Source organism: Pandoraea sp. B-6, assembly GCF_000282835.1.
Taxonomy (GTDB): Bacteria; Pseudomonadota; Gammaproteobacteria; order Burkholderiales; family Burkholderiaceae; genus Pandoraea; species Pandoraea cepalis.
This window is the reverse complement of sequence record NZ_KB290527.1, coordinates 77,817-98,623: the sequence shown is the minus strand read 5'-3', so window position 1 is coordinate 98,623 and position 20,807 is coordinate 77,817. Positions and strand designations below refer to the sequence as shown.

Annotated in this window: 20 protein-coding genes and 1 pseudogene; 17 read left to right on the top strand and 4 right to left on the bottom strand. The window is 63.1% G+C overall.

The genetic code is table 11. The features are described from left to right. On the bottom strand, positions 1–325 hold a 325-nt coding region (locus A985_RS0113265; RefSeq protein ID WP_026131943.1), incomplete at its 3' end, for a DnaA N-terminal domain-containing protein. 163 nt (positions 326–488) lie between these two features. Continuing rightward, positions 489–854, bottom strand: a complete 366-nt coding sequence (locus tag A985_RS28195; protein WP_157211457.1) for a hypothetical protein — start codon at positions 852–854, stop codon at positions 489–491. 288 nt (positions 855–1,142) lie between these two features. Between A985_RS28195 and rpmH the strand changes: the two genes are divergently transcribed. The 11 genes and pseudogenes from rpmH to A985_RS0113210 all read left to right on the top strand — a co-directional run bounded on the left by rpmH (position 1,143) and on the right by A985_RS0113210 (position 8,363). Further along, complete coding sequence (gene rpmH / locus A985_RS0113255; RefSeq protein WP_010806664.1) at positions 1,143–1,277, top strand: 50S ribosomal protein L34; 135 nt, start codon at positions 1,143–1,145, stop codon at positions 1,275–1,277. Between the two features lie 61 nt (positions 1,278–1,338). Then, positions 1,339–1,845 carry a ribonuclease P protein component gene (gene rnpA, locus A985_RS25435; RefSeq protein WP_083902298.1) on the top strand — a complete coding sequence of 169 codons (507 nt, stop codon included), beginning with the start codon at positions 1,339–1,341 and terminating at the stop codon, positions 1,843–1,845. 14 nt (positions 1,846–1,859) lie between these two features. Next, positions 1,860–2,069, top strand: a pseudogene (gene yidD, locus A985_RS29825) (membrane protein insertion efficiency factor YidD); the annotation flags it as partial. A 174-nt stretch (positions 2,070–2,243) separates the two neighbouring features. Then, positions 2,244–3,899 carry a membrane protein insertase YidC gene (yidC, locus tag A985_RS0113245; protein WP_017233885.1) on the top strand — a complete coding sequence of 552 codons (1,656 nt, stop codon included), beginning with the start codon at positions 2,244–2,246 and terminating at the stop codon, positions 3,897–3,899. A 108-nt stretch (positions 3,900–4,007) separates the two neighbouring features. Beyond that, on the top strand, positions 4,008–5,402 hold the full coding sequence (gene mnmE, locus A985_RS0113240; RefSeq protein ID WP_017233884.1) for a tRNA uridine-5-carboxymethylaminomethyl(34) synthesis GTPase MnmE: 1,395 nt from the start codon (positions 4,008–4,010) through the stop codon (positions 5,400–5,402). A 167-nt stretch (positions 5,403–5,569) separates the two neighbouring features. Then, complete coding sequence (locus tag A985_RS0113235) at positions 5,570–5,749, top strand: hypothetical protein (protein ID WP_026131941.1); 180 nt, start codon at positions 5,570–5,572, stop codon at positions 5,747–5,749. Between the two features lie 149 nt (positions 5,750–5,898). Next, the gene (locus A985_RS0113230; protein WP_017233882.1) at positions 5,899–6,255 is read left to right on the top strand and encodes a hypothetical protein; all 357 of its coding nucleotides are present in this window, start codon (positions 5,899–5,901) and stop codon (positions 6,253–6,255) included. Positions 6,256–6,269: 14 nt separating this feature from the next. Further along, positions 6,270–6,884: a YMGG-like glycine zipper-containing protein gene (locus tag A985_RS0113225; protein WP_017233881.1), complete on the top strand. Its 615-nt coding sequence runs from the start codon at positions 6,270–6,272 to the stop codon at positions 6,882–6,884. 80 nt (positions 6,885–6,964) lie between these two features. Next, the gene (locus tag A985_RS0113220; RefSeq protein ID WP_017233880.1) at positions 6,965–7,348 is read left to right on the top strand and encodes a hypothetical protein; all 384 of its coding nucleotides are present in this window, start codon (positions 6,965–6,967) and stop codon (positions 7,346–7,348) included. Positions 7,349–7,505: 157 nt separating this feature from the next. Further along, a complete protein-coding gene (gene thpR / locus A985_RS25430) occupies positions 7,506–8,090 on the top strand; it encodes an RNA 2',3'-cyclic phosphodiesterase (protein ID WP_017233879.1) in 585 nt (194 codons plus the stop codon). A gap of 57 nt (positions 8,091–8,147) precedes the next feature. Continuing rightward, positions 8,148–8,363 (top strand): hypothetical protein, encoded by a 216-nt coding sequence (locus A985_RS0113210; RefSeq protein ID WP_017233878.1) that lies wholly within the window; start codon positions 8,148–8,150, stop codon positions 8,361–8,363. 97 nt (positions 8,364–8,460) lie between these two features. On the opposite strand, the gene A985_RS0113205 is transcribed toward A985_RS0113210, so the two are convergent. Further along, on the bottom strand, positions 8,461–9,255 hold the full coding sequence (locus tag A985_RS0113205; RefSeq protein WP_017233877.1) for an MHYT domain-containing protein: 795 nt from the start codon (positions 9,253–9,255) through the stop codon (positions 8,461–8,463). 424 nt (positions 9,256–9,679) lie between these two features. Between A985_RS0113205 and A985_RS0113195 the strand changes: the two genes are divergently transcribed. Further along, entirely contained in the window at positions 9,680–11,245 is a 1,566-nt protein-coding gene (locus A985_RS0113195; protein WP_017233875.1) for a DHA2 family efflux MFS transporter permease subunit, read from the top strand. 157 nt (positions 11,246–11,402) lie between these two features. Then, entirely contained in the window at positions 11,403–12,350 is a 948-nt protein-coding gene (locus A985_RS0113190; protein ID WP_017233874.1) for a DedA family protein/thiosulfate sulfurtransferase GlpE, read from the top strand. 81 nt (positions 12,351–12,431) lie between these two features. Here the strand turns inward: A985_RS0113190 and A985_RS0113185 are convergent, their stop codons facing one another. Continuing rightward, on the bottom strand, positions 12,432–12,887 hold the full coding sequence (locus A985_RS0113185) for a MarR family winged helix-turn-helix transcriptional regulator (RefSeq protein WP_017233873.1): 456 nt from the start codon (positions 12,885–12,887) through the stop codon (positions 12,432–12,434). Between the two features lie 530 nt (positions 12,888–13,417). On the opposite strand from A985_RS0113185, the gene A985_RS0113175 reads away from it, so the two are divergent. The 4 genes from A985_RS0113175 to A985_RS27905 all read left to right on the top strand — a co-directional run bounded on the left by A985_RS0113175 (position 13,418) and on the right by A985_RS27905 (position 20,035). After that, a complete protein-coding gene (locus A985_RS0113175) occupies positions 13,418–15,193 on the top strand; it encodes a ClcB-like voltage-gated chloride channel protein (protein ID WP_083902296.1) in 1,776 nt (591 codons plus the stop codon). Positions 15,194–15,219: 26 nt separating this feature from the next. After that, positions 15,220–17,196 (top strand): bifunctional tRNA (5-methylaminomethyl-2-thiouridine)(34)-methyltransferase MnmD/FAD-dependent 5-carboxymethylaminomethyl-2-thiouridine(34) oxidoreductase MnmC, encoded by a 1,977-nt coding sequence (mnmC, locus tag A985_RS0113170; protein ID WP_232424615.1) that lies wholly within the window; start codon positions 15,220–15,222, stop codon positions 17,194–17,196. A 514-nt stretch (positions 17,197–17,710) separates the two neighbouring features. Further along, positions 17,711–18,916 carry a cation:proton antiporter gene (locus tag A985_RS27910; protein WP_017233869.1) on the top strand — a complete coding sequence of 402 codons (1,206 nt, stop codon included), beginning with the start codon at positions 17,711–17,713 and terminating at the stop codon, positions 18,914–18,916. Positions 18,917–18,919: 3 nt separating this feature from the next. Beyond that, positions 18,920–20,035, top strand: coding sequence for a YbdK family carboxylate-amine ligase (locus tag A985_RS27905; protein WP_017233868.1), 1,116 nt, complete (start codon positions 18,920–18,922; stop codon positions 20,033–20,035). Positions 20,036–20,807: the final 772 nt, after the last annotated feature.

Genomic DNA, 20,807 nt, shown 5'->3' with positions numbered 1-20,807 from the left:
CGCCAACGGGCGCCGGGGCAGGCGCCGCGCTCGGCGCAGGCGGGGGGGCGGGGGTCGACGAAGGCACGCGCATGCCAGCCTTCGGATCGAGCACAAACGTTACTTCGATCGGCGCATTCCAGAAGTCCGACGCCATGCTCTGGATTCGCCCGGAGAACTGGCTCTTCACCCAATCGAGCTTGAAGCGATTGGGTGCGCCGATCTTGAGCGTGCGCGCCTGTTCATCGAAGTCGAGCGGCGCCAGCGGTTTGATCCAGGTACGGAATTGCTGGGGCGTCAGCTCTTGTTCGAGACGTGTCGCGCAGTGTTGCCAGAAGTCATTCATGCAGGGCGTATCCAGGTGGCGCGGGCGCTCGTCCGACTCGTTCGGCCGACGCTCATGCCACCCACTATCCGATACATCAGACATGGGGGCAGAACGTCGCAAACCAAGCCGGCGATCCCGTTCCAGAGCAACGCTCGGACGGGCACGACCGGCCGGGGTCGAGTCAGACCGGCGGCGCATTGCAGGCACCCGGCAAACCACGAACCATGGCGCTGCGTTCGGGTTTTGCCTCGCGCGTACGGCCGGTGTCGGCGCGCGCAGACGACAAAACCCGGCGCGCTGTCCACATGGCGGCGTCACCGGTACTCTGCTGGGAAAAAAAATGATGGGGGATTTTACCGCCAAAGCGTTGGCAAAGCGAGTTATCCACAGGAATGCCCACAGCGCCGGCGTCTCCGGGCGGGCGGGCCGCGTTAACCCGCCTGACTTCGCGCCGTCCCTGCATAAATGCCCAGCAAATACGACGATTTGCCGCGACCGACGGGATATCTTCTTCGTCAGGTGTTTCCCTATCGGCAGAAATCAGCAATTCAAGCGATTTCAGCCATCATCGACCGCCGGAAGGCCGCTGGCTGGCCGATCTCCGCCGGCGACGGTGCCGGTCGCGTACCGGCGTATCGCGTGTCATGGCTAACCTATTGACACACAACGGAAAAGCCGATTAAATAGCGGGTTCGTTAGAAAGATAACCGGATTCTATCCAACTCCCGACGGCTGGGCCGCGCGTGAAAGTCCTTGAATTTGCAGGTTTTCACGGTGTCCATGTGGCGTTTCACGATGCTGCTGCGCGGGAATTTTTTCACACAGTGAGTGCATCATGAAACGTACATTTCAGCCTTCCGTGACGCGCCGCAAGCGCACCCATGGCTTCCTGGTTCGCATGAAGACCCGTGGCGGCCGCAAGGTCATCGCCGCTCGTCGCGCCAAGGGCCGTAAGCGCCTGGCCGTCTAATCGCGGTTCTCGGTCGTACCGCGGTTTGCGCGTCAAATCCGCAAGGCGCGAAGTCCCGGCAATGGGGTTTCCCAAAGCTGCGCGACTTCTCAAAACGGATGAGTTTTCATCCGTTTTTAGTTTGCGTCCTTTGCGCCGCAGCGCGCACTTCGTGTTGTATATGCGTTGGCGCGAGTCTGCGCCGGACGCCCTTGTCGATATCGATGCCACGCCTCATGAGGGCCGCATCGGTATTGTCGTCGGTAAGAAGCACGCGCCCCGCGCGGTCACTCGCAACCTGATCAAGCGTCAGGCGCGCGAGATGTTTCGCCAGCGCCGCACCGCGCTGGCCGGCTGGGACTTCGTGCTGCGACTGACCCGGCGCTTCGACAAGGGAACGTACACGGCGGCGGCCGCGCCAGTGTTGAATACACTGTGCCAGGCTGAATTCGCGCAGCTCTTCGACGCGGCAGAGAAAGCCGCCCGCAAGCGCCGCACGACCGACGCCAAGACAGAAGGTAGTGAGTCCTACACGGTAGCGCCCGACCCCGGGCATGCGCCGCCCAACCGGCCACTTCGGCCGGACTGACAGGCGGAATCGAGATGCGAAGCGTGCTGTTGTTGCTCCTGCGCGGTTACAAGCTGGTGATCAGTCCCTGGCTGGGAAACCGTTGCCGCTTCCATCCGAGCTGCTCCGACTACGCACGCGAGGCCATCGTCGAGCACGGTGCCGGTTACGGCACTTATCTCGCGGCCCGGCGTCTATGTCGCTGTCATCCGTTTCACCCCGGCGGCTTCGATCCTGTACCGCCGGCTCGACACGTCTGTCACGCTCCCGATAACACCGACCAAGGCGCCGCCGATACGGCCGCCGGAAGCGGTACGTCGAGAGCCAGACAGACGGTCTCGTCCGGGCCTGCGGCCGCATCGGCAGTTACGCGCCGCGCGCCGGGCCATTCCTGAGTTTCGTCCACCACGAGTTACCGCATGGACATCAAACGCACCGTTCTCTGGGTCATTTTCGCGCTGTCTGTCGTGATGCTTTTCGACAACTGGCAACGCGCCAATGGCCATTCGTCGCTGTTCTTCCCGACGCCCGAGGTCTCCGCCCCGGCCGCCAAGGGCGGAAGTCCGACGCCGGCCAACGACCTGCCACAAGGTGCCAACGCGGCGCCCGCGGCGGGGAGTGCCCCGGGCAACGCACCGGCCGCTGCCGCTGCGCAGAATGTCCGCATCACGACCGACGTCTATGACGCCGACATCAGCGCGCAAGGCGGCACCGTGTCGTTCCTGGCGCTCAAGCAATGGCCCGACGCCACCGAGGCCGACAAGCACGTGGTGTTGTTCGACAACACGCCGAGCCAGCAGTATTACGCTCGCACGGGTCTGATCGGCGGCGACTTCCCGAACCACAACGACATCTTCACGCAGGTGCCGGGCCCGACCACGATGACGGGCGACACGCTGACCGTGAAGTTCGAATCGCCGGTCAAGGGCGGCCTGCAGTTGGTGCGTGCTTACACGTTCCATCGCGGCAGCTACGTGATCGACGTGTCGAACACGATCGTCAACAAGTCCGACGCCGCCATTCAGCCGACGCTGTACATGGAACTGGTGCGCGACGGCCGTGAGATCAGCGGCGCGAAGTTCTCGCACACGTTCACGGGCCCGACGGTCTACAGCAGCGACGAGAAGTTCCAGAAGATCACGTTCAGCGACATCGACAAGGACAAGGCGAAGTACGTCAAGCAGTCGAGCGATGGCTGGATCGGCATGGTGCAGCATTACTTCGCCACGGCCTGGATTCCGAAGGAAGGCGCCAAGCGCGACAACTACATCGGCAAGCTGGACAACGGCCTGTATCGCGTGGGCGTGAAAGAACCGCTCGCGAGCATTCCGGCCGGTGGCAGCGAGACGGTCGATGCGCGCTTGTTCGCCGGTCCGCAGGAAGAGCACATGCTCGAGCAGATTGCGCCCGGCCTGGAGCTGACGAAGGACTACGGTTACTTCACGATCCTCGCCAAGCCGCTGTTCTGGCTGCTCTCGAAGCTGCATGGGCTGATCGGCAACTGGGGTTGGGCGATCATTGCCGTGACCGTGATCATCAAGCTGGTGTTCTTCCCGCTGTCGGCCGCGAGCTACAAGTCGATGGCGCGCATGAAGGAAATCACGCCGCGGATGCAGGCACTGCGCGAACGCTACAAGAGCGATCCGCAGAAGATGAACGCGGCCCTGATGGAGCTGTACAAGACCGAGAAGGTCAATCCGTTCGGCGGCTGTATTCCGATCGTGATCCAGATTCCGGTGTTCATTGCCTTGTACTGGGTGCTGCTCTCGTCGGTGGAAATGCGCGGTGCGCCGTGGTTGGGCTGGATTCATGACCTCTCGACGCAGGATCCGTATTACATCCTGCCGGTGCTGATGGCCGTGTCGATGTTCATCCAGACGCGTTTGAACCCGACGCCGCCGGATCCGATGCAAGCCAAGATGATGATGTTCATGCCGCTCATCTTCTCGTTCATGTTCCTCTTCCTGCCCTCGGGCCTGGTGCTGTACTACGTGGTCAACAACTCGTTGTCGATTGCGCAGCAATGGTCGATCAACCGAATGCTCGGCAACAAGAAGGAAAAGAAGGCGGCCTGACGTATTCCGGTCCGACCGTCTGACTGACACAGCCGCCCGCGAGTCTCTCGCGGGCGGTTTTGTTTGGTGCATGTCAAAATAAGCCTCTGATTTTCAAAGAACCGTGCCATGAGCGCCACTGTCTCCGCCGTCCCGATTGCTGCCATTGCCACCGCCCCCGGACGCGGCGGGATCGGCGTGGTGCGGGTGTCCTTCGGCAAGCATCGCGGCGACGCCGTGCAGCGTGTGATCGCGCGTCTGGTCGGGCAGCCGCTCAAGCCGCGTCATGCGTCGTATCTGCCGTTTCTCGATGCCACCGGCGAGGCGCTCGATCGCGGCATCGCGCTGTACTTCCCCGGCCCGAATTCGTACACGGGCGAGGACGTGCTGGAGTTACAGGGTCACGGCGGACCAATCGTGCTGCAACTGCTGTTGCAGCGGTGTCTCGATGAAGGGGCGGAACTGGGCGTGCGCCTGGCGACGCCGGGCGAATTTACGCATCGCGCGTTTCTGAACGACAAGCTCGATCTCGCGCAAGCGGAGGCCGTGGCCGATCTGATCGAAGCGAGCACCGAGGCTGCGGCGCGCTCGGCGAGCCGGTCGCTCGACGGCGCGTTCTCGCGCGAAATTCATTCCCTGGTGGATCTGGTGATTCATCTGCGCATGTTGGTCGAGGCGACGCTCGACTTCCCGGAAGAGGAAATCGACTTTCTGGAGGCAGCCGATGCCTTTGGGCAGCTCGAGCGGATTCGCGCGCAACTGGCGCGGGTGCTGTCGCAAGCGCGGCAGGGGGCGTTGCTGCGCGAGGGAATCAACGTGGTACTGGCGGGGCAGCCGAACGTGGGCAAGTCGTCGTTGCTCAACGCGCTGGCCGGTGCGGAGCTGGCCATCGTCACGCCGATCGCCGGGACCACGCGCGACAAGGTGCAGCAAACGATTCAGATCGACGGTATTCCGCTGCACATCATCGACACGGCGGGTTTGCGTGAAACGGAGGATGAAGTCGAGCGCATTGGCATTGCGCGTAGCTGGAGCGAGATCGCGAAGGCGGACGCCGTGCTGCATTTGCTCGACACGCGCACCGGCATGACGCCGGAAGACCAGGTCATCGCGAAGCAATTGCCGAAGCATGTGCCCATCGTGCGTGTGTACAACAAGACGGATCTGGCGGGCGAGCCGGCGACGGTGTTGCCGAAAGAGGGCGCGGCGCCGCTCGGCGTGCGGCTATCGGCAAAGGGCGGGCAGGGGATCGATCTGCTGCGCGCGGAGCTGCTCAAGATTGCCGGTTGGCAAGCGGGCAATGAAGGGGTGTTTCTGGCCCGTGAACGACATCTCTCGGCACTGCGCGCGGCACGCGACCATATCGAGATGGCGGACGCACATGCGCGCCGCAATGCGAGCGCGCTCGATCTCTTCGCCGAGGAGTTGCGCCTCGCGCAGGAGCAACTCAGCACGATCACCGGCGAGTTCACATCGGACGATCTGCTCGGGGTGATTTTCAGCCGGTTTTGTATTGGGAAGTGATGGGGGCTTTGGGCGAGTTTTGTAAACAGGGCAATCGAATGACACAAACGGGGGAATCGCCAATTCAATACCCCCTTTCATCGGTTCATTGCGGAAAGCTGCGAGGGTTTCGCGGCAATGGATAAACTGACGCCGATATGGATGGAGTGGGGAGAATGACTTCATTCATGACCCTCACCGATGATCTCGTGCTGCAACCGCACCTTAATACGTATCGCTATGTGCCCCTGCCGGGTGGAGGCTTGGCAGCGACCAGCATCGCCACCATCGAGCGTCAGATGGATCCCATCGTCGTGCCGTCCCATAGAAAACGTAATGCTTTGAAACACTTCTCACAGGCGTCGTAATTGCTCCGTTGGGGGCGACGGGCCTAGACTGGAAATCATCAACTCCCGGGCGGCGTTGCGTCTCGTCGGGTCACATTCCCCTCGTTGACGACACGCGTACGCGAGGCGGAATCCACCGCGCCCGGCGTTCGTATTTCGAGGTCAGTGTCGTGAAACGTCTTCCTGTTGTCCTCGGCTTTGGCGTCGTCGCCGTGGCCGCTGCCATGGCCAGCAGCAGCGCGCTCGCCTGGCATGGCGGTGGTGTGCGTGTCTGGGTCGGCCCCGGCTACTACCCGTACGGCTATCCCTACTATCCACCTGCGCCGTATTACGCACCCCCCGTTGTCGTCGTTCCCAGCCAGCCGCAGCAGTACATCGAACAACCGCAACCCGGCGCCCAAGGCGACCCGTCCGGCGCGAACAGCGACACCTGGTACTACTGCGACAAGGCCGGCGCCTACTACCCCTACGTGAAAACGTGTCCGGCCGGATGGCGCGAAGTGCCCGCGCAACCGGCGTCGAACTGATCGGGAGACGCACCATGTCATTCGAATCGTCAGTCTCCCGAGCGCGTCATCGGTCGGTTGCCTCGCCTCAATCGCCCCAAGCAACGCCCGCCACCGGACGCAAGCGGCGCGCGCAACGTCTCACCGCGCCGCTGGCCATCGTCATCGCCGCCGCGACGCTCGCAGGATGCGCCGTGGTCCCCACCGGCCCGAGTCTCATGGCGTTACCCGGCACCGGTAAATCGTTCGACCAGTTCCGTCGCGACGATTTCAACTGCCGCCAATACGCCTCAGGCCAGAACGGCGGACTCGATACCGCCACCGCTGCCAACAACAGCGCGATCGGCAGCGCCGTCCTCGGCACGGCCATCGGCGCGGCCGCCGGCGCAGCCTTCGGCGGAAGCTCTGGCGCGGCCATCGGCGCCGGCGCGGGCCTGCTCACCGGGAGTGCCGTCGGCATGGGCAACGCGCAATCGTCTGCATACGTCACCCAAAGCCGCTATGATCAGGCCTACGTTCAGTGCATGTATGCGGCCGGCAATCGTGTCCCGGTTCGCGGCGACATGATGATGCCGCCCCAACCGGTGCAGCGCTATGCGCCACCGCCGCCACCGCCCCCGGGCTGGAAGCCCCCGCCCGGCAGCTACTGATTCCATAAAAATGACGTGATCCCGACGTCGCCCCGGCATGCGCTGTCGGCGACGTTGCATCGCTCTGCCCGAGACACTTGATGACCCACGATTCCACCGGCCAACGTACGCTCAACACGCCCGTGCTGCAAACCTCCCGCCGGGTGATTCTGCCCGCCATCATCGTCTCCGTCTGCGCCACGTTCATGCTGACGACGCACGCTCACGCACAGAACATCCCCTTAGCAGCCAACCCAGGCAATGCAACGACGTCGGCCGGCGCCAACGGTGCCACGGGATCGGGCGTCTTCAATCCGAGCGCCGACATCTCACGCGCCATCTCCCACGACACCGCCGATACCGCCATCCAGAACAACTGGAACAGCATCATGCATCCGCCCGTGCAGGCCAAACCCCAAGAGAAACCGGCGGAGTCGCCCCGCCGCGGCCGTCGCGGCATCACCCCCACCATCTCGACCAATTGACGGAACGAGCACCGCGCCAGCCTCACGCTTTTGCTGCCAACGAGCGCTCGTCGTCAAAGCGTCGGGTGCCGCTCGCCCGCCCCCGGCCCAACTGGCGTTCGACCGGTAGCCCGTCTACTATGAGAATCATCAGCAGGATCCAACCTGTGGTGTTCTCATGCGACTCTTCCTTGCCCTGTGGCCTGGGTCAGGTGTACGTGCGCAGCTTCACGAGTGGGCCGCTTCAGCTCACGCGGAATGCGGCGGACGTGTACTGCGTGCCCAAACGCTGCACCTGACGCTGGCCTTTCTCGACGAAGTCGATCCCACCCGTCTGCCGGTACTGCTCGCGCTCATGCAACGCACGCCGCTCACGCCGTTCACGCTCACCTTCGACCATCTGGGCTATTGGGCCGATCGCAAGGTTGTCTGGGCTGGCGCGACCGGTGTGCCCGAGAGCCTCACCGCCACACGCGATGCACTCCTCTCGCAATGGCGCGCAACCGGCGCGCCCGTCGTCACGCAATCGTTTCGCCCGCATGTGACGCTGCTGCGCCATGCGCGGCGCGCGCCGTCCGATCTGAATCCCCGTCCGATCGTGTGGCATTGCGAGGGATATGCGCTCGTCCACTCGGTGCGCACGCCACGTGGCCCGCACTACCGCGTGCTCGCGCAACACCACGGCGGAGCGTCCGACGGCTTTAGCACGACCGCTCCCGAGAAATCGGCGATGCCAATAACGCAATACGGTATAGTCGGATGACGATGCATTGGCCGACCGGTTGGTGCATCGGTTTTTCGTCATTCGCAGGAGGCTCAAGTGCAAGTCGGATCGATCGTCAAATCCAATCACATCGCAGTGCCGCAGGGTGCCATGGGCATCGTCACCCGCGTGCTGGGCGACATGGCAATGGTGTGCTGGTATTCCGGCCAGCCCGGTGCATCGAAACAACTCAACACCGAACCGTTCTTCATCGCCGACCTGATCGAAACAGGCGATGTCATGCCTGTCGGAGGCAGCCCCATCCTGCACTGAACCGTGCGCGGCGCCGAAGGGCGCTCAGCCATCAATACGCCGGCCCGTCTTTTCGACGGGCCGGCGTTTCGCATTTCAGACGCATGCCACTGCGAGGTCAGACAGGTCCCGCGTGCTGACGCATGAGGGCGTCGAGGCGCGCCGCCATGCGCTCGCGCCGACGACGCGACGTACGATACAGCAGCACCGCCATCGCGAGCAGGACCACGCAGGCGATCAGGAACACGCCATACGGCAGCATGTCGCCATGCAGCCGCATGCTGATCTGCGCAGGCGTGGACGACGTGCAGATGATCGTGCCGGCGCGCATGCCCGTGTAGTGCATCCCGCAAACGGCCACCGCCATCACCAGCGACGCCAGCGCTCGTTGCAGACTCGTCTCGAGATGGAACGCCAGCCAGAGCGCCACGCTCGCCGCCACGATCGCGATGACCACCGACAGGGCGACGATGGCCGTATTCCATTCGAAATACGCCTGCGTGCGCACGGCGTTCATCCCCAGGTAGTGCATGCCCGCGACGCCCAAGCCGCCCGCCACGCCACCGATCACGCAGCGCACGGCATTGCGATAGGGCGCGCGCGCAACGTACCAGAGCGCCGCCCCCGAGACCACCACCGCCAACAGCAGACTGCCGAGCGTCGGCCATAGCGAATACGACACGGGAAATGGCATGCGCTGCGCGGCCATACCGATGAAATGCATGCCCCAGATGCCAATGCCCCCCAAGGCCAGGGCCGATACCACGAGATAGCCGACACTGATGCGGCCGTCGTCGTCGCGAATACGGGACGCGGCCACCAACGCCACATAGGCCCCCAGCGCCGAGATCACGAAGGAGAGCAGAACGAGGAATTCACTGTACTGAAGCGGAACGACGCTACCTGGCTGCATGGGCTGATCCTGTGATTTCGCAGTCGCCGGGGTGCCAAAAGCGCGGACGAGCGAACGGTAGTTGAGCCTGCACGACGACGCCCAGGGGGCCGCGACGTGGCTTCGCACACGTCGGACGTCAGCGGCGATTCAATCTCGACGGCCCGGCGACGTCAAGGGGCAAAAACGTCTTGCGTTCGCCAAACGAAGATCATTTGCCGCACGTCGATTTCACCCAACGAAACAGTCTCGTCCCAAACCCTTACCGGGCGCGTGATCCGCGCAAACGCCCTCTGGTTGATCGGCCAATCGGCGCACATCCTGACGATTTAGAGCGCGAATTCCAAACCCTCGTCGCACACCATCGCCGTTCTGCGGCACCATCCGGGAATCACATTGGCCCGAGTCGCTGCGACCCGGCCAGCATTCCACGGAGACACTTCACATGGCCGACGCAGCCACCGCAAACGCCACCGCAGCGCCGCAGGGCGCGCCGTTGACCGGTACGCGACTGGCGATTCTCACGGTAGGCCTCGCGCTGGGTACCTTCATGGAGGTGCTCGACACGTCCATCGCGAACGTTGCGGTGCCCACCATTGCAGGCAGCGTCGGGGTATCGAACAGCCAGGGCACATGGGTCATCAGCTCTTACGCGGTGGCCGCGGCCATCGCGGTGCCTCTCACTGGGTGGCTGGCACGTCGCGTTGGGGAGGCGAAGCTGTTCGTGTCGTCGGTCGCGGCGTTCACCGTGGCGTCGATGTTGTGCGGTCTGGCGCCCAATATGGAGACGCTCGTCCTCTTCCGGCTGCTGCAGGGGCTCGTATCCGGCCCGATGGTGCCGCTCTCGCAAACCATCCTACTGCGCAGCTTCCCGGAAAAAAAACGCGGTCTTGCACTCGGCCTGTGGGCCATGACCGTGATCGTCGCGCCGATCTTCGGTCCCGTGGTGGGCGGATGGATCACCGACAACTACACCTGGCCATGGATCTTCTACATCAACGTGCCGGTCGGGATCTTCTCCGCCGTGTCCTGCTTCGTCCTGCTGCGCGGGCATGAGACGAAGACCCAGAAGCTGCCCATCGACCTGATCGGTCTCGCGCTGCTTGCTATCGGCGTGGGTTCGTTGCAGATGATGCTCGACCTCGGCAAGGACCGCGACTGGTTCAACAGCGGCTTGATCGTCACGCTCGCGCTCGCCGCGGCCATCTGCCTGTCGTTCCTGATTATCTGGGAGCTGACGTCCGACAAGCCCATCGTCGACCTCACGCTGTTCAAGGATCGCAACTTCGCGTTGGGCGTCGTGGTGATCTCGTTCGGCTTCATGACATTCTTCGCCTCGGTGGTCATCTTCCCGCTGTGGTTGCAAACGGTGATGGACTACACGGCAGGCAAGGCCGGGTTGGCAACGGCCCCCGTGGGCCTGCTGGCGCTGGTGCTCTCGCCGATCATCGGCCAGAACATGAACCGGCTGAACCTGCGCGCGGTGGCCTCGTTCGCGTTTGTCGTGTTCGCCGGCGTGTCGTTCTGGAATTCGCACTTCGCGTTGAATCTGTCGTTCGCGAAGGTGATCGAGCCCCGGCTCGTCCAGGGCATCGGCATTGCGTGCTTCTTCGTGCCGATGACGACCATCACGCTCTCGAGCATGTCCGACGAGCGCCTGGCGGCGGCGGCCGGCCTGTCGAACTTCTTCCGCACGCTCTCGGGCGCTATCGGCACAGCCGTGAGCACTACCCTGTGGGAGGACCGGGCGATCTACCATCACGCCCGGCTCGCCGAGAACCTCACGCCGTATTCCAACGCGACGACGAGCTATCTCGACCAACTGCGCCAAGGGCTGGGACTCGCGAACGGGACCGACTTCGGCATGCTCAACGATCTCGTGACACGTCAATCGTTCATGCTGGCGACGAACGACATCTTTCATCTGTCGGGATATGTCTTTCTCGCCATGGCGGTGCTCGTCTGGCTGACTCGACCGAAGCGCGGGGCCCAGGCGGCGGTCGGGCACTGACGCGGGCGCCCCGTGACGACCCCGAACCCCACCCGTCGCAACGCGACACCGCAATCGTTCCAGAAAAGCAACACTACGTCTCCGCTTCGCGGCTTCTGGCTGTGACCGCCGGACGCTACCATGCGGTATTGCGACTATTTGCCGACAGGGATCCTGCATGCTGTTCGATCTGATCGCCCGCTACGGGCTCTGGCTGGTCTTTCTGAATATCTTCGGACAGGCATTGGGGCTGCCGTTGCCGGCCTATCCCACACTCATTGTCACGGCGTCGACATCGCTGTTCCCGGCGCCGCTGATCGTCGCGCTGGCGATCGGCGCCGCGCTGCTGGGCGACGCGCTCTGGTTTCTTGCCGGACGCCGCTATGGTCACCATATCTTGCGGCTGATGTGTCGCCTGTCGATCTCGCCCGATACGTGTGTGAGCCGCACGGAGGGTGCGATGGGCCGCCACGGCGTGCGCGTCTTGATGTTTGCCCGCTTCGTGCCGGGACTCTCGGCGCTGTCGGTGCCGATGGCCGGTGCGCTGGGGGTGTCGTGGCGCACGTTCTTGATGTACGACGCAATCGGCGCTTTGGTCTGGTCGGGTGTCGCCGTGGCGCTCGGCGTGGGCTTCGCCTCGCACATCGTCGCCCTGCTCGACACCTTCGACACGCTCGGCCGCGGCGTGCTGTGGCTGATCGTGCTCGTTTTCGCGCTGTATCTGCTCAACCGCTGGCTCAATCGATACCGTCTGCTGCGCTCGCTACGCATGGCGCGCATTGGCGTTAAGACGTTGGAAAGCTGGATGAAAGACGACGTCACGCCCGTTGTGATCGACGTGCGCTCCGCCGCACTTCGGGCGGTCGATCCGTTCACGATCCCCGGAGCGCTGGCCATCGCCCCGAGCGAAATCGAGGAAAAGTTGCGAGATGTACCGCGCGATCGCCGTATCGTGGTGTTTTGCGCGTGTCCGAACGAGGTCTCGGCCGCTCGGCTGGCCCAGCAACTGCGTCGACAGGGCTTCGCGGAAGTTCGTCCGTTGCTGGGTGGACTCGACGCCTGGCGCAATGCCGGCTACACCGTCGACAAGATCGACGGCATTGAATCGCTCGTCCCAGCTAGCTGATCTTTCCCCGTTCGCGCGAACCATTGCGCACAATTGAATGACGCGCGCTTACCCAAAGGGAAGCGCGCGTTTCGCTTGAGATCAAGCGTCGTTCAGGGTGTCTTTGAGCTGAAGAAGCAGCGTGCGCAAGGTCTTTTGCGCGGCATCGGACTGCCCCGTGGCCGCCTGTATTTGCGCGGGCACCTGACGCGCGTCACGACGCAGACTCACCCCTCGTGGCGTAAGATCGATGAACACCTGACGTTCATCCACTTCGCCTCGTCGACGCGTCAAAAGCCCCATGGATTCGAGTCGTTTCAGCAGCGGCGTCAGCGTGCCGGAGTCGAGTCCGAGGCGCGCACCAAGCTGATTGACGGCAATGTCGTCCTGCTCCCAAAGCACGAGCATCGCCAGGTATTGCGAATACGTTAGGCCCAGTCTATCGAGCACCGGCTTATAGGCTTTCGTCATGGCAAGCGATGCCGAGTACAGCGCGAAACCCAACTGATCTTCCAGGCGCACGGGTGTTTTTTGTGCGGCTTTTTTGTTCACTGCCATTCGTAGACGACTTTTCAAATCCAATTCAATTGCGCGCCATTCTATTTCACCGCGTGGAATGTGGCCAGGTGCAATGACACGTCGCCTTACGTGCCGCACCAGGCGTTTCGGTGGAACGGCACCGGCCCCACCGTTGCGAGTGAAGGTGCGACGACAGGGTAGGTATATCGAGCGGCGGGCGGCCGCGCCGACCGTTTGTCGCGCGGCGCCGCCTTCGGACGATGTCGTTGTCGGCGGCAACCGTCACGGGAAACGGTCACGCGCATCCGTTCAAATGCGTTTGCAGCCTCGAAATTTACCTTTATCTGAATAACGCTCAGATAATCTCCGCGTCGGTCGCGGCCTCTACTCGCGATCGCTTTGAAAAAGTCGAAATCGGCAAATCGATGCGCGCGACACTGACATTCGATTCGGATGATCAATTCTCCGTCATCAACGCCCAAAACCCCATTTCCTGAGCATTACTCAGTTTTGTTGCGTTAACCCGCCGTCCAGCGGCGCGCTTTCAAAAATGAGCGTCGCTCGATACCATGGGACCCAATTCCGATCACGACAGTCTTTTATCCGTGTCAGCAGTGTCTGCCTGGGCGAAATCGCCCGTCGTTGTGTGGGTGCGGCGTCAGTTCGCCCCGAATACCCTGCAAATCACGTTGCTGCTTGCCGGCATCGTCGGTCTGCTGGGGGCGTTAGCCACCGTGGCGTTTCGCGAAGCGCTCTCGGGATTGCAATTTCTCCTCGCCGGCCACCGCAGCGGCATGGTCGAGCTGGCGCAAGGCCTGAACTGGTGGCAACGCCTGCTGCTGCCGACCACCGGCGGCCTGATCGCCGGGCTGATCCTGCAGTTCGCCACGTTGTGGGTGCCGAAGAAGGGCTCCGACGACTACATGGAAGCCATTGCCATCGGCACCGGCGTGCTGAGCCTGCGCCAGACCCTGGTCAAAAGCTTGTCGTCGCTGTGCTCGGTGGCCTCGGGCGCGTCGATCGGCCGGGAAGGGCCGATGGTGCAACTCGCCGCAATGTTCGCGTCGCTCGTCGGCCGCATGCTCGCCTTCCCGCCCGAGCGCTTGCGCCTGCTCGTCGCTTGCGGGGCGACGGCCGGTATCACGTCGGCGTATAACGCGCCGATCGCGGGCGCGCTGTTCATCTCCGAAATCGTCTACGGCTCGATTTCAACCGCAACGCTCGGCCCGCTGGTCGTCGCCTCAGTCATCGCGAACATCGTCATCCGTCAGTTTCTCGGCTACGAAGCGGTCTACCGGATGCCGCGCTTCGATTTCGTTTCCGGCTGGGAAGTCTTTTTCTACGTCGGCCTCGGCATTCTCGCCGGCGTACTCGCGCCGCTGTTCCTGCGCCTGCTCGACACCGCCAAGCATCGTTTCAGCGCGCTACCCGTGCCGCTGTTCCTGCGCCTCACACTTGGCGGCTTCATCGTGGGGATACTGTCGCTGAAGGTGCCGCACGTCTGGGGTAACGGCTACAGCGTGGTCAACTCGATCCTGCACACGCATTGGGCATGGCAAGCGCTCGCAATGGTGCTGGTGTTCAAGGTGCTGGCGACCGCATCGTCGGCGGGCTCCGGCGCCGTGGGTGGCGTGTTCACGCCAACGCTCTTCGTCGGTGCCGCGCTCGGCAGCCTCTATGGCATCGCGATGAATGCGCTCGCGCCTGCCGCCGCCTCGGTGGCGAGCAGCTACGCCGTGGTCGGCATGGGAGCGTTCCTTGCGGCAACGACCTATGCGCCGCTGATGTCGATTCTGATGATCTTCGAGATGACGCTGAGTTATCAGGTCGTGCTGCCGCTGATGTTGGCGTGCGTGACGGCCTACATCACAGCTCACACATTACGCGCGGATTCCGTCTACGCAAAATCGCTGCGCCGCAATCAGGTGGCAGGCCGATGGCTGTCGATGACCGGCGAGGGCAGCGAGATGCGCCTGTCGTCGCTGGCGACGGACAACGACGCCGTCGTCAACGACGCCATGACCTCGGAAGCCCTCGGCGAGCGCTTTATCGCCACCGGCTATCGCAACCTCGTCGTCCGCGACCAGGACGGCCGTCTTGTCGGAACACTCGACGCCGCACGCTGGTGGCGGCGGCAGGCCACCGGCGAACCCGCTGTCTGGACGGAGGTGATCGTGCCGTGCAAAGCGCTCGATGGCGAGATGACGCTGGTCGGCGCGCTGCGCGCCGTCGGCAAGCTGCACGTCGACTGGGTACCCGTGGCGAACGAGGCGGGCGAATGGTTGGGCGTGGTGTCGCTACCGGGACTCATCGAGATCGTGACAGAAGAGCGGGGCGGCGAATGAAGCGTCGCGCAGGCGCCAGTCCCATCATGCCGGCAGAACCGGCGACCGGCGCGGACGGCACCCCCTGTTCGGCAGTCTTCGACGAGGCCTATCACCGCACTGACGACGCGCTCGGTCAGGTGCGACATACCTTTCTGGGCGGCAACCGTCTGCCCGAACGCTGGCGCGGTCGCGAGGCTTTCGTGATCGTCGAGACCGGCTTCGGCCTGGGTCTGAATTTCCTGGCAACGTGGGCCGCCTGGCGGGACGATCCGCAACGGCCCGCGCGGCTGCATTTCGTGTCGGTGGAGAAGTTTCCGTTCCGGGTGCAGGATTTACGGCATTGTCTCGAGGCGATGCTCGTTCTGCCCGGCATGACGCAACTCGCGCCTCTGGTACAGAAGCTGTGCGACGTCTGGCCAGGCCCCGTGGCAGGCTGGCACCGGCTGGAGCCGGCGCCCGGCGTGGTCCTGAGCGTCGGTTTCGGCGACTTCTTCGATCTGATGCCGTCGCTGCGAGCCGGCGCGGACGCGTTTTATCTCGACGGTTTCACGCCTGAAAAAAACGCCGATCTGTGGACGCCTAACGTCTTCAAGACGCTTGGCCGTCTGGCACGTGACGGGGCCACGCTGGCGACGCATACCGCCGTCGAAGCGGTACGACGTGATCTCATCGGCGCGGGTTTCCAAGTCGCCCCGCGTGCCGGACACGGCGGCAAGCCGGACGTGCTTGCGGGCGATTACGCGCCGCCTTATCGCATGCGGCGTTACGATCCGCCCACCGTGCCCCCGCAGCGCGCCCGTGAGGCGATTGTGGTCGGCGCGGGAATGGCGGGGGCGGCGATGGTGCGGCGTCTTGTCGCCCGCGGCTGGCGGGTGCGCCTGTTCGAACGGGCACAAGCGCCTGGCACGGCGGCGTCGGGCAACCCGGCGGGGGTCTTTCATCCGCAACTCTCGGTTGACGATAACGTGCTGTCTCGCTTGACGCGGGCGGGCTTTCTGTACGCGCTCTCGCAGTGGAGAACGCTGCCGGGTGGACTGCCCGGGCATGCCGACGGCTTGCTCCAGGTTGCCACGGACGACGATCAGGCGCACGCGTTGCAGCAACTCATAGCGGCGCACCGGTATCCGCAGACGTACGCGAAGTGGGTTGATGCGGCGCAAGCATCGGCGCTTGCCGGCGAAACGCTCGCGCGCGGCGGCGTCTGGTTTCCGGAAGGCGGCTGGCTGGCGCCGGCGATGCTCTGCCGGGCCGAATTGGTTGCTGCCGGGCCGTTGCTCGATGCCCGCTACGGCGTGAACGTGGAACGGCTCGAACGCTGCAATGGCCGCTGGACCGCGATCGACGAAGCGGGTCACGTGTTGGCCGAGGCCGACGCCATCGTTGTGACGGCCGCAGACATCTCCCAGAAACTGCTCGCGCCGTACCTCGCGCCCGAGTTTTTGCCCGTCAAACGGGTGCGCGGGCAATTGACGTTCCTGCCCCCCGACATGTTGACCGACCTGCGCGTGCCGGTCTGCGGAGACGGTTACGTAACGCCGTCGTCGCTGGGGGGCACTGGGCCCATCACAGGTGCGACCTACGGCTTCGACGACCCGGCCGAGGCCATACGCGTCACCGATCACCAGGCCAATCTGCGTCGGCTTGCCGCGCTGTTGCCAGCCCATGCGAACACGCTCGGCGATGGTGGGCTGGCGAGCGAGCACGCCGCCGCCGAATTGGGCGGGCGCACGGCGTTTCGCTCCATGGTGCCCGACCGCCTGCCGATGGCGGGGCAACTGCCTGACATGGCCATTCTCGACACGCAACGTCAACAGCTGGGCGGCGGGCATCTCCGAGATCTGCCGCGCCTTGACGGCCTGTATGCCAGCTTCGCGTTCGGCTCTCGGGGCCTGGTGTTCGCATCGTTGTGCGCGGAGCTGGTCGCCAGTCAGATCGAGGGCGAACCGTGGCCGGTCGGCAGCGATCTGGCCGACGCCATCGACCCGGCGCGATACCTGATGCACTGGCTGCGCAAAGGCTGACAACGCGCGTGCCCCAACAGGCACGCCGGCTTCGCGCGCCGTCGGGCTTGGCCGGATCCTTCGCTCGCCGCCCCCGCTACCCGCGACCTCGCTATCTCCCATCGACGTTTCCCACGTTCCTTCATGACGCGCGGCCCACGCCCGCCTGCCGTCGTTCTCCGAAAATACACGGGGATTCAATAAATTGAATCTGACCCTATAGCGACGGTAACCCCGCCCCATGCGGGGGCGGCGCCCCTTCGGGGCTTGCCCCCGTAACTCCCGGCTGAAGGGCCATATCCCGCCTCCAAGGTGCGCCGTCCCCACCGTTCGGCATCGGGATGAAATGGGTTTGTGCCAGGTCAAACCTCCTGCCATCGAGACGCCCGTTTGGAAGCGTCGGAAACCGAGTGTGGCAAAATGGGCCCAACCCTTCGGGTTCGTCGTGCATTTGTTCTTAATCTGCAACCCCGCGCGCGACTTTCTTTCCTTTCCACCACTTGATGCGCCGTCAAGCGGCGCAAAGCGAGCATTAATGACGTCGGAACTGTCCCTCTTTCCGGGCTGGCCGCCGACGCCCGATCCCGTTTTCTTCGCTGGGCTGGCATTGGTTTTTGCCGGACTCGCGGGGGAAATCTGTTTCCGGAGACTGCGCCTGCCGCGGATCACCGGTTACGCCGTGGTCGGGCTGGTCGGCGGTACCCTGGGTCTTTCCTCGATGCTGGACGCGCAGACGAGTGCGGCCATCCGGCTGCTGATCGATCTGGCGCTGGGTTTGTTGCTGTTCGAACTGGGCAGCCGCCTCAACCTGAAATGGATGCGGGCCAACCCCTGGATCATCGTTACCAGCGCGCTCGAAGCTTTGCTCACCTTCGTGGCGGTCTATGCCGTGCTGTGGGTGTTCGGGGTGGCGCCGCTGAGCGCAGTGCTCATCGCCGCCATCAGCATGGCGACCTCGCCGGCCGTGGTGATCCAGCTCAAGAACGAGCTGCGTGCCGAGGGGCAGGTAACGGAGCGTTTGCTGGCCCTGGCGGCGCTTAACAGCGTGTACGCGGTCGTCGCGGTGAAGCTTGTCTACGGATGGATGCACCAGGCGTATCACTCGAGCGTGTGGGTCGTCCTGTTTCATCCTTTGTACCTGCTCATTGGCTCGATCGTGCTGGCGTTCGTACTGGCCAAGGCGTGCAATCTGATCTTTCGCAAGTTCGGTAGCCAGGACCAGCATGCTTTCGTGATTCTCATCGGCCTGATCATGCTGATGGTCGCGCTGGTGCATATGCTCAAGTTACCGAACTCGCTCACATTGCTGCTTGCCGGGATCATTTTCCGAAATCTGGATGAGCGTCCGCAGCTTTGGCCCGCGTACTTCGGCACGGCCGGCTGGTTGCTTGCGGTGGTGCTCTTCGTGCTGACGTCGCTGGCGTTCCGGTGGGAATACGTCGTGATCGGCGGTCTGGCCGCGGCAGCCATCATCGTGGTGCGCGGCATCGCCAAGGTGGTGGGCACGGTCGCCGTCGCCCATCAGGCGGGGATCAGTTACAAGCAGGCCGTCGCGCTCGGGTTGTCGTTGTGCCCGATGGCCAGTCTCGCGTTCGTACTCGTTGCCGACACGTACGACATTTACCCGCAGTTCGACCCGACGCTCAAGGCCGTGGTGATGTGCACGGTCGCAGCACTGCAACTGGTCGCGCCGCTGGTGGTTTATTGGGCGTTGGCCCTGGTCGGTGAACGGAAGGATTAAACCATGTCATTAGAAGCATTCATTCCCTCGAAGCCGTGCACTTTCGGTGTGGAGCTGGAGATGCAGATCGTCAATCGCCACGATTACGATCTGACCAAAGCCGCCGCCGATCTGATGCGGCTCGTGGCCAAGGAGACACACCCGGGCGAGATCAAGCCAGAGATGACGGAAAGCATGATCGAGCTGTCGACGGACATCTGCCATCGACATAGCGATGCCGTCGCGCAGCTGGGCCGGGTTCGAGACGTGCTGGTGGCGGCGAGCGAGCAGCTCAACGTTGGCTTGTGCGGCGGCGGCACCCATGCCTTTCAGCGCTGGAGCGAACGTACGATCTATGATTCGCCACGTTTTCACTTCCTGTCCGAGTTATACGGCTACCTGGCCAAGCAGTTCACGGTCTTCGGCCAGCACGTGCACATCGGCTGCCCGGATCCGGACAGCGCCTTGTACCTGCTGCACGCCATGTCGCGCTATATCCCGCACTTCATCGCGCTATCGGCCTCATCGCCCTATGTGCAAGGTGTCGACACGGGCTTCCACTCGGCACGTCTGAACTCGGTGTTCGCGTTCCCACTCTCGGGCCGCGCGCCATTCGTGCTGAAGTGGGAAGACTTCGAGACGTACTTCGACAAGATGGTGAAAACCGGCGTCGTCGAGAGCATGAAGGACTTCTACTGGGATATTCGGCCGAAACCGGGTTTTGGGACGATCGAAGTGCGAGTCATGGATACCCCCTTATCGGTCGGCCGCGCGGCCGCTATCGCCTGTTACATCCAGTCCCTGGCCCGTTATCTGCTCGAGGAGCGTCCGTTCGTGCTGAGCGAGGACGATTACCTCGTCTACACGTTCAATCGCTTCGAAGCTTGCCGCTTTGGACTGGAAGGGGCTTACGTCGATCCTCAGACCGGCGAGCGCACCACATTGGGGCATCACATCATGCGGACGCTGGAGATCATCAAGCCGCACGCGGCGGTGCTGGAGGCCGAAGCAGCCTGCGAAGAAGTCCGTCAGCTTGTCGCATCCGGCAAGAACGACGCTGTTTGGCTGCGCGACGTCCACGAGGAAGCCAAGTCACTCAACGAAATGGTTCGCCAACAATGCTTGCGATGGGCCGCATGAACTGAGGCCTTGGCCGACGGGCCGGACTGGGTACCGTCGGTCTCTGGACGCGATCGTTGTTATGCGATCGGTGTGAGGAACCCCGCCTTGGCGGGGTTTTTTCTTGCCCGTACGTTTTGCAACCGTCCAGCACGCGCTACCGGGCAGCAAACGTTTCCGCTTAGTCCCACCCACGACGCGCCGTGTCCCGGCGCCGTTGGCCGAATTGTGCATCGCAAGCGATGCGTTTTCCACGATTCAGGCTGAGCGCGTTTTGCCGATTTTGCGTCGCCCATAGCAAGGTTTTAAGGTTTTAATAGGTTTACTGTATGTATACATAGTAGTAGTTAACAAAGGCGGCCCACTCCTGTGGATAACCACAGTTAACGTTGAGTAAACAGAAAGTTGCCCGAATGAGAACTGGATGGAAAAACAGCGGGTATCCCAAGAACAACTCGGAACAGTTTTTGGCCTTGTGGAAAGATTCGCGAGTTATCCCGAACCCATGCACAACCAGTCCGACAGGTTATCCAGAAAGTTATCCACAGGTGCCTAAATATTGTGCAGAACACCCTCGAAAACGGGGTTTTGTGGATAATTTTGACGTTCCTGCGTTAGCCGAACGGTTCGCGGATACAATCTCGCCACTTTGAAATGTGACTTGGCGTGCGTGGTGCAAGAAGTGAAAGATGCTGGTTTTGCAGAATGTAACGAGCGAGATCGCTGGTACTGTCAAATTCTTCAATTCGCGTGTCCGGAAGGGGCCTCCTGCGGACACGTTGCCCCGCACTTC